We start from the raw sequence: 11,764 nt of genomic DNA, 5'->3' as shown, positions 1-11,764 counted from the left end.
ACCCGGCTCGGCTCCGCGTAGCGCGCACGCGAAAAATTCCGGATCGACCGGGGTATCTTCGTCGAAACGCATTGAAAGACAGCGTTTTCATTAACGGGGTCGGGCGCGGGGGCGATGATTCGAGTAGTCCAGTACGCGGGTTTCCGACGCGAATTCGAGGGGAGAATTTCGCCATGAAACGCCTGGTGGTGTGTTGCGACGGCACGTGGAAAGCCGAGAACAGCAGCACGGTATCCAACATCGTCAAAATCGCACAGACCGTCCGCATGGAGGCCGCGGGCCCCGACGGGCAGCCGATCCGCCAGCACGTGATCTACGTATCCGGGCCCGGCGCACGGGGTTTCACCGCCGACCGGCTGTTCGGCGGCGCCTTCGGCTTGGGTCTGGAGGCGAACCTGTCCGCCGCCTACTGGCAGATCGCCGTCAACTGGGAGCCCGGCGACGAGCTCTACATCTTCGGCTTCAGCCGCGGCGCGTACACCGCGCGCAGCCTGGTCGGCCTGATCGACTGCATCGGCATCATGAAACCCGGCTCGATGATCGCCGGGCACTACCCGAAGGCCTTCAAGATGTACCGCCGCCGCGGCCGCAAGAAGCCGATGTGGTGGCGCACGCCGCCCACCGACCAGCAGCTGCGCGACTTCCGTCGCGAGCACAGCCATCGCAGGCGGGTCATCGACTTCATCGGCGTGTTCGACACCGTCGGCGCGCTCGGCGTCCCCGGCCTGACCTCGTGGCGGCACCGCTTCCACGACGTCAAGCTCTCGCCACGGGTGCTGTGCGCACGACAAGCCCTCGCCATCGACGAACGGCGGCGCAACTTCGAGCCCTGCCTCTGGGAGGTGCCGGTCGAACTCGGCATCAAATATCGCCGGATCAAGGACCGCAAGGCCGACCGTGTCAAGCAGGTCTGGTTCGAGGGCGTGCACAGCGACATCGGCGGCGGCTACGCCCAGTGCGGGCTGTCCGACATCACGCTGCGCTGGATGGTCGCCGAGGCGGAGGCCGAAGGCCTCGTATTCAACACCGAACTGCTCGAGGAGCTTTCGGCCAAGTGCGCGGGGCAGGAGAACCACATGGAGCGGCACAAGTCGTGCGGGCCCGGCTACACCCTCCTGAACGTGGTGCGGACCCTCCGAAGCCCGCTGCGGGCGCGGTTCTATTGGAACTCCCTGCGCCGCCTGCGGGTGGAGACAGACAACGGCGTCCTGCTCGCCTCGACGGTGCACGACAAGGGCGAATACCGGCCCTACAACCTGCGGCGCTGGCAGGAGGACCTGGGCGGCGAGTTCCCGGCCGAGCTGATCGAAAAGATCAGCCCGCTCGATGCCTCAACGCACCAGCAGGGCGACGGGGAGCCGAGCGAACAGCTTCTCTAGGCGCGCCCTGCCCTGGAAGGTGTGGCCGGTGAGCCGGTCGGTCCAGTTGCCCTGCGGCAGGTCGAGCGCGGTATCGCCCCAGCCGGTGTCGGTGAGGCCGACGCTGTGCCTGGTGGCCGCGACGATCACTTCGGGCGCCTCGCCGACTCGGGCGCGCGCGTAGGACACCAGCCGGGCGGCTTGCTCACCGGTGGCGAACAGCGGCAGGTAGGCGCCGCCGACGAAGCAGTCGGGGCGCTCCCTGCGCAGCCACAGCGCGTAGGCGACGATCCACATCTTCGCCGCGCCGGAGGTGTCCAAAGCCGGTGTGCCGGTGAGCGATTGCAACATGCCTGTGCGCGCGGGGAAGTCGACGGGGCGGCGGTTGTCCGGGTCGACCAGCGAGTCCTCCCACAGCTCGCAGCCCTGGTACAGGTCGGGGATACCCGGACCGCACAGCTGAAGCAGCTTCTGCGACAACGCGTCCGACCAGGCGTGCGGCGCCAGATCGTGCACCAGATCACTGAGCTCCGCGCCGACCGGTCCGTCGATCACCGCGTCCATCCACGCGTGCACGGCCGCCTCGAACTCGCCGTCCGGCTCCTCCCACGAGGTGCGGGTGCCCGCCTCGCGCATCGCCTTCTCGGCGAACAGGTGCAGCCGCTCGCGCAGTCCCGGCACCGAGGAGGCCGGGCGGCCGTCGGCGGGCCAGACGCCGAACATGTTCTGCAACAGGAAGAGCGCCGTCGCGCCGTCCGGTGCGGGCGTCTTGTCCATCCAGGTCTCGACCGACCGAGCCCAGGTCCTCGCGACCTGGGAGAGCACCCCGATCCTGGCGCGCACGTCCTCGCCGCGCTTGGTGTCGTGGGTGGACAGCGTGGTCATCGTGGCGGGCCAACGCTGCGCGCGTTCGACGTTGGCGAGATGGAACTCGTTGAGCGAGTGGCCGAATCGGGCCGGATTGCCGCCCACCTCTTGTAGCGAGACCAGCCGGGCCGCCTGGTAGAACATGGTGTCCTCGACGGCCTTCGCGGTGATCGCGCCGCACACCTGGTGGAAACGGGCGGCCGCCTCCGCGTCGGCGGCGAGCGCGCTCACCAGCACGTTCAGCGGCGCGGTGAGCTCGCTGTTGCGCTTCTCCACCTCGGCGATCACCGCACCGGTCATGCCGGCCAGCGGCGCGTAGTCGGCGCGGTAGACCGGCATGAAGGCGAGCACCTCGATGGTGGCGTTGGTCAGCGCCATCGTGTCGAAGCTGTCCGCTCGCGCGTCGCGTTTGATCGCGCCGACCAGCCGCCGAATCTCCGGCGCCAGAAGGCTTTCGGCGACGGCGCGTTTGATCCGGTGCTCGGTCTCGCCGATCCAGGCGCGGTCGCTGCCGTGTCCGGCGAAGCGCCGCGACAGCTCGGTCAGCGTCTGTTCGCCGTCGGGATCGATGAGCACGCCGCCGAGACCGGCCAGCGCGTCGTAGCCGGTGGTGCCGTCGATGGGCAGCGTCGCATCCAGCGGTTCACGGTTGGCCAGGATCTTCTCCACCAGCAGCAGCCGCTGCGGGCCGATCAGCTGGCGCAGGCGGCTCAAATACGCCGCGGGATAGGACAATCCGTCCGGATGATCCACCCGGACGCCGTCGATCAGGTCGTGTTCGCACCAGGCCGCGAGTTCGCGGTGGGTGAGGTCGAAGACCTCCGGGTCCTCCTGACGCACCGCCGCCAGGCTGCTCACCGCGAAGAACCGCCGGTAGGTGCAGAGTCCGGCTTTCCAGCTCACCAGGCGGTAGTGCTGCTTGTCGTGGATGCGCAGCGCGTTGTCGCCGTCGGTGCCCGGCGCGATCGGGAAACGCAGATCGTGCAGCGCCAGCATCGGTTCCGGGCCGGAGCGATCCACGGTCAGCGCGGCGGGATCGTTCTCGCTCTGCAACACCGGCAGCGCCAGCCGGCCGCCCGCGCCGTTGCCCGGGCTCCAGTCGATGTCGAAGAACCGCGCGAACGGCGAATCCTTGCCGTTGCGCAGCACGTCCCACCACCACGGGTTCTGCCGCGGATCGGCGACACCGACGTGGTTGGGCACCAGGTCCACGATCAGTCCCATGCCCCTGGTGCGCACCTCGTCGGAGAGCGCCTTGAGCCCGAGCGGGCCGCCGAGCGCCGCCGAGACGGTGCTGGGATCGGTGACGTCGTAGCCGTGCGTGGACCCGTGCGTCGCGGTCAGGATCGGCGACAGGTACAGGTGCGAGATGCCGAGCTGCTGAAGGTATTCCGCGATCGCTCTGGCGTCGGCGAAGGTGAGCGCGTCGGGGCGCAGTTGCAGCCGGTAGGTGCTGCGCACGGTGGTCTGCCGCGCGAGCGCGCGCCCGCGGGCGATGGGGTCGGTGTGGTGTGTCTCGATCGGTGCGTTCGATGCGGTCATGTGCGTGTCGGTCATGCGGGGCAGCGGAGGACGAGCAGACAACGGGCAGGGACGGAGATCGTGGCGGCGGCCGGATAGGTGGCCTCGGCTCGGCCGTCGGCCGACGAGCAGTCCAGCGCCACCGTCCACGGTCCTCCGTAATCGGTGCCGGGCAAGGCGAAATCGAGGGCCGAGTCGTGGGCGTTGAAGCACAGCAGGAACGAATCGTCGGTGATGCGTTCACCGCGCGGTCCCGGCTCGGGAATGCCCTGGCCGTTCAGATAGACCATGAGCGCTTTGGCGAAACCGCTCTCCCAGTCCGCGGCGGTCATCTCCGCACCGGCGGGCGTCAGCCAGGCGATGTCGCCGGCTCGGTCCTTGGCGCGAATCGGTTGTCCCGCGAGGAATCTGCGGCGGCGGAAGACGGGATGCTCGGTGCGCAGCGCGATGACCGAGCGGGTGAACGCGAGCAGATCGGCGTTGGTCTCGGCCAGCGACCAGTCCATCCAGGCCAGCGGCGAATCCTGGCAGTACACATTGTTGTTGCCCAGCTGGCTGCGGCCCATCTCGTCGCCGTGGGCCAGCATCGGGGTGCCCTGGCTCAGCACCAGCGTGGCCAGCATGTTGCGGGTCTGCTTGGCGCGCAGGGCGTTGATCTCCGGATCGTCGGTCGGGCCCTCGACGCCGCAGTTCCACGACCGGTTGTAGCTCTCGCCGTCGCGATTGCCCTCACCGTTGGCATCGTTGTGCTTCTCGTTGTAGGACACCAGGTCCCGCAGCGTGAAACCGTCGTGCGCGGTGACGAAATTGATGCTGGCGCTCGGCCTGCGGCCGGTGGCTTCGTACAGATCCGAGGAGCCAGCAAGCCGAGAGGCGAACTCGCCCAGGGTGGCCGGTTCCCCGCGCCAGTAGTCGCGGACGGTGTCGCGGTACTTGCCGTTCCACTCCGTCCACAGCCCGGGGAAGTTGCCCACCTGGTAGCCGCCCTCGCCGACGTCCCACGGCTCGGCGATCAGCTTGACCTGGCTGACCACCGGATCCTGTTGCACCAGATCGAAGAACGTGGACAGCCGGTCCACGTCGTGCAGTTCGCGGGCCAGGGTGGCGGCCAGATCGAAGCGGAAACCGTCGACGTGCATGTCCAGGATCCAGTACCGCAACGAGTCCATGATCAGCTGCAAGGTGTGCGGATGCCGGACGTTGAGGCTGTTGCCGGTGCCGGTGTAATCCATGTAGCGGCCCGGATCACCGTCCAGCAGACGGTAATACGCGGCGTTGTCGATACCGCGGAAGCCCAGCGTCGGTCCGAGGTGGTTGCCCTCGGCGGTGTGGTTGTAGACCACGTCGAGGATCACCTCGATACCCTCGGCGTGCAGCGCGCGCACCATCGCCTTGAACTCGGTCACCGCCGCGCCGCCGCGCGGACTCGCCGCGTACTCGTTGTGCGGCGCCAGATAGCCGAAGCTGTTGTAGCCCCAGTAGTTTCGCAAGCCCTGGTCGAGCAGCACCCGGTCGTGCAGGAATTGGTGCACCGGCATCAGCTCGATCGCGGTGATGCCGAGGCTCTTCAAATGCTCGACGATCGCCGGGTGCGCGATGCCCGCGTAGGTGCCGCGCAGTTCCTCCGGCACCTCGGGGTGCGTCATCGTCATGCCCTTGACGTGCGCCTCGTAGATGACCGTCTCGTGGTAGGGCCGGTTCGGCGCGCGGTCGGCGCCCCAGTCGAAGAACGGGTTGATGACGACGCCGGTCATGGTGTGGCCCAGCGAATCCAGGCCGTGGGTATAGAGGGAGGGGTCGTTGTCGAACTCGCCGTCGAAGGCCTTGCCGTACGGGTCCAGCAGCAGTTTGCTCGGATCGCAGCGCAGACCGCGGTCCGGGTCGTAGGGACCGTGCACGCGGAAGCCGTAGCGCTGACCGGGGCCGATCGTCGGCAGGTAGGCGTGCCAGACGTAGCCGTCCACCTCGTCGAGCGCGATTCTCGTCTCGCCGCCGTCCTTGGCGATCAGGCACAGCTCGACGGATTCGGCGATCTCGGAGAAGACCGAGAAGTTGGTGCCCGCGCCGTCGTAGGTCGCCCCGAGAGGGTAGGCGGTGCCTGGCCAGACACCTAATGGGGTCACCTCACCGGGCGCTGCGTCGGGCTGAGCCATGGCAACGACAGTAGCGTGAGGCATTTGCCGGGTCGGCGCACGGCCGTACTCCTCGCCGCGACACTGCGTGCCCCTCTCATTCAGCGGACAACCAGCGGCGCTCGTAACCGAGCCGCCGCGCGACCCGCGCCAGCCCGCCGAGCAGTGCGCGTTGCGGCCGAGCGGGGATGCCCGCGAGGTAACCGTCCTGGTAGTCCCACAGCAGCGCCAGCGCCAGCGGGTCGCGCGGAACCCGTCCCGCGGTGGTCTTGCCCGCCGCGTCGAGAGCACGCCAGAGCCGGAACATCTCCCAGTGCCGCAGCGGCGGGCGGATCTCGTGCTCGAACCGAGTGTCGGGGGCCTCGCTCCAGAACTCGTGCACGGCGCGCGGCGGGGCGGTCACCGTGTCGCCGGGATCGGCGACGATCTCGACGCCGTCGACGCGAAACCGCAGGCGGCCTTCCCGCACGGTCCAACTCTCGGCCAGCACGGGATGCCAGTGCGGTCCCGCCTGCCGCTCGACCTTTCGCACCAGGTGTTCCAGTCGCAGGTACGGCCCCAGCTCGTCGATCCCGCGATCGACGAGGGTGACTCGATGGCCGTTGGCGAAGGAGAGGACGGTATCGCGCATAACTCAGATATAAAGGTAAACTTTGTATTATGTCAACGGCCGATACCTTGCTGAAGCTGCTCGTCCAGGCGACCCGTTCCTATGAAACGGCGTTGAACCGTGAGCTGCGCGCCGAACTCGACCCCGAGCTGCGACCGGCGCACTACGCCGTCTTCCGTCATCTGGATCCCGAAGGCTCGCGCGTCACGGCGTTGGCAGAGGCGGCGGGCATGACCCAGCAGTCGATGGGGGAGCTGGTGACGCACCTCGAGCGCTTCGGTTATGTCGAGCGGACGGTCGATCCCGCCGACCGTCGCGCCCGAATCGTCGTCACCACCGCGGCGGGCCGCCGCGCGCTCGCTCTCGCCGCCGACCGAATCGCGGGGATCGAGCGGATGCTCGCGGACGAACTCGGAGACGACGCACTTCGAGCGCTGCGGACGTCTTTGGCCAGGGTGCCGGGATTGATCGACAGCGATGTGCGGGAGGCGTAAGTCGGCAGAGTGATCGGGTCCGCGGTAGCGACGGTCGAACTGTCGAGCCGCAGGGCACGGTGTCGGAGCGAACTACGCCGGAGTGAGCGGCCGCCGCCAGGTCTGGCCGACCAAATCCTTGCCGAAACTGTGGTGCGGCGCCGATTCGACGAGCTCGAATCCCGCGCGTTCGTAGATGCGGCGCGCTGCGGTGAGAACGTCGTTGGTCCACAACACCATCTCGCGGTAGCCGACCTCCGTCGCGAAGCGCAGGCATTCCGCGACCAGCCCGGCGCCGACGCCGAGCCCGCGGGCGCTCGGGTCCACGAGCAGCAGGCGGAGGCGGGCGGTGGTCTCGCTGTCGGCTACGCAGAAAACGCAGCCCACCGGCACCCCGCCGTACTCGGCGATCCACGCGCGCTCGCGTCGATCATCGTGCCCGGCAAGGAAATTCGCGACGATCTCGGCGACCAGCGCCTCGTACCGGATGTCCCAGCCGTACTCCGCTGCGTACAAGGCGGCATTGCGCTGGATCACCCAGCCGTAGTCGCCCGGCAGCGGCGCGCGCAGCGTGAACTGCCGCGCGGCGGGTTCGGCCGGACGGTCGAGCAGGCGCTGGATGGTGCGCATCGCGTCGACGAGCCGGGCCCGGTCGCCGGGTGGGTGCGCCGCGAGCAGCTTGCCCACGTCGGCCCCGGAGCGTTGGTTCAGCACCGCGAAGGCGGCCCGTCCCTTGTCGGTGAGCCGCACCTCTTGGCGGCGCCCGTCGCTGCTGGAACGTCCGCTCTCGATCAGCCCGCGGTTCTTGAATCGGGTCAGGATCCGGCTGAGGTAGCCGGGGTCCAGGTCCAGCGCGCGGCGCAGCCGGACCGCTTCGGCGGAACCGGTGGTCGCCAGTTCGAACAGGATTCGCGCCTCGGTCAGGGAGAACTCCGTGTCCACGAGTCCCTCGGCGAGCACGCCGATGACCCGCGTGTAATGGCGGTTGAACTCGCGCACGGCGGCGATGTCGGTGGGAAGGACGGCGGTCACGAGAGCTCCAATCGTTGACTGAGTCAAACAATATCCGGAATCGGTCGCGGCCGGGAGAATTCCCGGACTCCGGTCGGATCGACAGAGCTCGACTGGTAACTTGAACACCGTTCAAGCCCGTCGAACCGGGAGGAATTCCTGTGGCACTGACCCCCGACGAGATCACCGCCATCGACGCCGAACACGTCTGGCATCCCTACGGCGGATTCCCGGCTTCGACGCCGCCGCTCGTGGTGGCCGAGGCGTCCGGCGCGCGGCTCACCCTGGCCGACGGCCGCGAACTCGTCGACGGCATGAGCTCGTGGTGGGCGGCCGTGCACGGCTATCGGCACCCGGTGCTCGACGCCGCGTTGCTCGCGCAGTCGCGGCGGATGAGCCACGTCATGTTCGGCGGGCTCACCCACGAACCGGCCGCGCGCCTGTCCCAGCTGCTGGTCGAGCACACACCCGCTGGGTTGGAGAAAGTCTTCCTATGCGACTCCGGCTCGGTCTCGGTCGAGGTCGCCACCAAGATGTGTCTGCAGTATTGGCGCAGTGTCGGCAAACCCGAGAAGCGGCGCCTGCTCACCTGGCGCGGCGGCTACCACGGCGACACCTTCACCCCGATGAGCGTGTGCGACCCCGAGGGCGGCATGCACTCGCTGTGGACCGACGTCCTCGTCGAACAGATCTTCGTCGCGGCGCCGCCGCGCGACCATCGCGCCGACTACGTCGCCGAACTGGAACGCGCGATCACCGCGCACGCCGGCGAACTCGCGGCCGTCATCGTGGAACCGGTCGTCCAGGGCGCGGGCGGTATGCGCTGGCACGACCCGCGCTACCTCGCCGACCTGCGCCGCCTCTGCGACGCCAACGACGTGCTGCTCGTCTTCGACGAGATCGCCACCGGCTTCGGTCGCACCGGCGAGTTGTTCGCGGCCGACCACGCTGGCGTCGCCCCCGACGTCATGTGCGTCGGCAAGGCGCTGACCGGCGGCTACCTGACGCTGGCCGCGACACTGTGCACCGCGCGCATCGCCGAGACCATCAGCGCGGCGCACGGCGGGCTGATGCACGGACCCACCTTCATGGGCAACCCGCTGGCTTGCGCGGTGGCCGTCGCGTCGATCGAGCTGCTGCTCTCGCGCGATTGGCGTGGCGAGGTGGCGCGGATCGAATCCGAACTCGTCGCGGGCTTGGCCCCCGCGCGGGAGTTGCCCGGCGTCGCGGACGTCCGGGTGCTCGGCGCGATCGGCGTCGTCGAACTCGAACGGTCGGTCGACATGCGCGCCGCCACCGCGGCCGCGGTCGACGCAGGCGTCTGGCTGCGGCCGTTCCGGAACCTCATCTACACCATGCCGCCGTTCATCAGCGGCACCGAGGAAGTCGCCACGATCACCTCGGGGATGTGCGCGGCGGCCGCGGCGCACATCCCGGCCGGGCTGCCATCCTGAACGGTGTTCAAGTATGCTGCGGAGCTGTGACTACCGATCCGTTGAGCTGGTTGGACGAACGGGCCGCAGAGCGGGTGACCGCCGGATTGCGCCGGGAGCTCCGGCCGCGGGATCCGCACTCGCCGTCGATCGATCTGGCCTCCAATGACTATCTCGGCCTCACCAAGCACCCCGAGGTGATCGAGGGCGCGATCGAGGCCGTGCGGCGCTGGGGCGCGGGTTCCACCGGCTCGCGACTGGTCACCGGGACCACCGCCGATCACGAGCGCTTGGAAGCCGAACTCGCCGAATTCGTCGGCGCCGAGGCGGGTCTCGTGTTCGCCTCCGGCTACGCCGCCAACCTCGGCGCGGTCACCGCGCTCGCCGGACGCGGCGCGTTGATCGTCTCCGACGCGGGCAGTCACGCCTCGCTGGTCGACGCCTGCCGCCTCTCCCGCGCCAGGGTGGAGATCGCACCGCACTGTGATGTCGAGGCCGTGCACCGGCTGCTCGCAGCGCGCACCGAGGAGCGTGCGCTCGTTCTCACCGATTCCGTCTTCAGCGCCGATGGCGACTTGGCCCCGCTGGCCGAGTTGCACCGGGTGACCCGCGCGAACGGCGCGGTCCTCGTCGTCGACGAGGCGCACGGGCTCGGTGTGCGGAGTAAGGGAGGCCGTGGACTCGTCCACGAACTAGGCCTCGCGGGCGAGCCGGATGTCGTCGTGACCGCGACGCTGTCCAAGGCCTTCGCCGCGCAGGGCGGCGCGGTGCTCGCCAGCGAACGGGTTCGCGCGCACCTCATCGACGCGGCGCGCACCTTCATCTTCGACACCGGTCTCGCGCCCGCCGCGGTCGGCGCCGCCCGCGCGGCCCTCGGGCTACTACGCCGCGAGCCCGCGATGGCGACGCGTGTGCTGGACCGCGCGGCCGACATCGCGCGGATCGCGGGTGTGCCCGCGCCGGACTCGGCGGTCGTCTCCGTGGTGCTCGGCGAGGCGCAGGTGGCCTACGACGCGGCCCAGGAATGTCGCGCGCGTGGACTGGACGTCGGCTGCTTCCGTCCGCCGTCGGTACCGGAGGGCACCTCGCGACTGCGGCTCACCGCCCGCGCCAACCTCACTAGCGCGGAGCTCGACACCATCGCCGACGTGCTCGGCTCGGTGCTGGCCGAGGCGCGCGGACTGGACGTGGTGCCCGCGTGAGTCTGTTGCTGGTCACCGGAACCTCGACCGATGTCGGGAAGACCGTCGTCACCGCCGCGCTTGCCGCGACGGCGCGCGCGGCGGGACTGTCGGTCGCGGTATGCAAGCCCGCCCAAACCGGCATCGCGCCCGGCGAACCCGGCGACCTCGCCGAGGTCGAGCGGCTGGCCGGTCCGGTCAAGACGCTCGAACTCGCCCGCTACCCGGAGCCGCTCGCACCGGACACCGCGGCCCTTCGCTGCGGCCAACCGCTGCTCACGCTGAAGGAGACCGCCGCCGCCGTGCGCTCGCTGGACGACGCGGACCTCACCTTGGTCGAGGGCGCGGGCGGGCTGTTGGTGCGGGTCGGCGAGTTCACCCTGGTGGATCTCGCGCGTGAACTCGACGCGCCCGTGGTCGTCGTAGCGGCCGCGGGCCTCGGCACCCTCAATCACAGCGAGCTGACCGCCCGTGCGCTGGAGTCGGCGGGGGTCCGCTGCGCCGGCCTGGTGATCGGGGCATGGCCCGCCGAGCCGGATCTCGCCGCCGAATGCAACCGGACCGATCTTCCGCGCGTGACGGGTGTCGACGTGGTCGGCGTCGTACCGGCGGGCGCGGGTAGTTGGGATCAGGAGCGGTTCGTCGCGACGGCGCCGGAATGGTTCGTTCCGGGGTGGTCCGCGCTCCGCTGAGCGTGCGTCTCGCCGTGTCCATTCCGCGTTAAGTGTCGGTTTACCGCTTCTACCAGCGGATTTGACATCGTGCTCATCGCTACGTAACTTTATCCAAGTCAGAGCGACACGGACACCGACCCGGAGCCGAGACGCCAAGCCGAGAGGCTGAGCGTGGACCGGGAAACGAGGTAGTACGAGGAGCGCCTGGCGGTCACACTAGCTCGATTGGGACCCCGATTTGGTTTCGGGTTACTGGCCGCGCTAAGCTGTAAAAGTTGCCTCACCGATTGATCGGGGGAATCCCCCGGGAGATGGTGTGTGCGTGTGTTCTTTGAGAACTCAATAGTGTGTCGATGAATGTCAGTGCCAAATTTTGAAATTTGGTTCCGGCTCTTCACCCCCCGTGTGGAGGGCTGGACATTTAAGTCAGCTAATTTCCGGCTGGCGATTGGTTTGCTAGGTTTTCGGACTCTAGTTTAGATCTGATTGCACCTTTTGGGTGTG

General features: G+C 68.8%; 9 protein-coding genes. 5 read left to right on the top strand and 4 right to left on the bottom strand.

Annotated features, from left to right (window positions below; genetic code table 11):
- Positions 1–71 precede the first annotated feature (71 nt).
- Entirely contained in the window at positions 72–1,379 is a 1,308-nt protein-coding gene (locus T333_RS14865; protein WP_496424813.1) for a T6SS phospholipase effector Tle1-like catalytic domain-containing protein, read from the top strand.
- Here T333_RS14865 and treY read toward each other — a convergent pair.
- The 3 genes from treY to T333_RS14850 all read right to left on the bottom strand — a co-directional run bounded on the left by treY (position 1,332) and on the right by T333_RS14850 (position 6,509).
- Positions 1,332–3,782, bottom strand: a complete 2,451-nt coding sequence (gene treY / locus T333_RS14860) for a malto-oligosyltrehalose synthase (RefSeq protein ID WP_496424812.1) — start codon at positions 3,780–3,782, stop codon at positions 1,332–1,334. The two genes, T333_RS14865 and treY, sit on opposite strands and share 48 nt — an antisense overlap.
- Complete coding sequence (gene glgX / locus T333_RS14855; RefSeq protein WP_357256991.1) at positions 3,779–5,899, bottom strand: glycogen debranching protein GlgX; 2,121 nt, start codon at positions 5,897–5,899, stop codon at positions 3,779–3,781. The genes treY and glgX overlap by 4 nt, the downstream gene beginning before the upstream one ends.
- Before the next feature lie 76 nt (positions 5,900–5,975).
- The gene (locus T333_RS14850; protein WP_357256993.1) at positions 5,976–6,509 is read right to left on the bottom strand and encodes a cupin domain-containing protein; all 534 of its coding nucleotides are present in this window, start codon (positions 6,507–6,509) and stop codon (positions 5,976–5,978) included.
- A gap of 29 nt (positions 6,510–6,538) precedes the next feature.
- Here T333_RS14850 and T333_RS14845 point away from each other — a divergent pair, with 29 nt between their 5' ends.
- Positions 6,539–6,982 carry a MarR family winged helix-turn-helix transcriptional regulator gene (locus T333_RS14845; protein WP_496424811.1) on the top strand — a complete coding sequence of 148 codons (444 nt, stop codon included), beginning with the start codon at positions 6,539–6,541 and terminating at the stop codon, positions 6,980–6,982.
- A gap of 72 nt (positions 6,983–7,054) precedes the next feature.
- Here T333_RS14845 and T333_RS14840 read toward each other — a convergent pair whose 3' ends face one another.
- Entirely contained in the window at positions 7,055–7,993 is a 939-nt protein-coding gene (locus T333_RS14840) for a bifunctional helix-turn-helix transcriptional regulator/GNAT family N-acetyltransferase (protein ID WP_496424810.1), read from the bottom strand.
- 140 nt (positions 7,994–8,133) lie between these two features.
- Here T333_RS14840 and T333_RS14835 point away from each other — a divergent pair, with 140 nt between their 5' ends.
- From T333_RS14835 to bioD, 3 genes are read left to right on the top strand one after another with little or no spacing between them, the layout of a single operon-like run.
- Positions 8,134–9,426, top strand: a complete 1,293-nt coding sequence (locus T333_RS14835; protein ID WP_496424809.1) for an adenosylmethionine--8-amino-7-oxononanoate transaminase — start codon at positions 8,134–8,136, stop codon at positions 9,424–9,426.
- 26 nt (positions 9,427–9,452) lie between these two features.
- Positions 9,453–10,607, top strand: coding sequence for an 8-amino-7-oxononanoate synthase (locus tag T333_RS14830; protein WP_496424808.1), 1,155 nt, complete (start codon positions 9,453–9,455; stop codon positions 10,605–10,607).
- Positions 10,604–11,278 (top strand): dethiobiotin synthase, encoded by a 675-nt coding sequence (gene bioD / locus T333_RS14825; protein ID WP_496424807.1) that lies wholly within the window; start codon positions 10,604–10,606, stop codon positions 11,276–11,278. Before T333_RS14830 ends, bioD begins: the two co-directional genes overlap by 4 nt.
- The last annotated feature ends 486 nt before the right edge of the window (positions 11,279–11,764 follow it).

This window comes from Nocardia sp. CNS-044 (assembly GCF_059570515.1).
The sequence above is the reverse complement of the archived record's forward strand: the minus strand, read 5'-3'. Positions and strand labels throughout refer to the sequence as shown.

What these genes read in the sequence shown, in the direction of transcription:
- treY (WP_496424812.1), bottom strand. Translation starts at nt 3,782, where the DNA reads ATGACCGACACGCACATGACCGCATCGAACGCACCGATCGAGACACAC.
- T333_RS14845 (WP_496424811.1), top strand. Translation starts at nt 6,539, where the DNA reads ATGTCAACGGCCGATACCTTGCTGAAGCTGCTCGTCCAGGCGACCCGT.
- T333_RS14850 (WP_357256993.1), bottom strand. Translation starts at nt 6,509, where the DNA reads ATGCGCGATACCGTCCTCTCCTTCGCCAACGGCCATCGAGTCACCCTC.
- glgX (WP_357256991.1), bottom strand. Translation starts at nt 5,899, where the DNA reads ATGGCTCAGCCCGACGCAGCGCCCGGTGAGGTGACCCCATTAGGTGTC.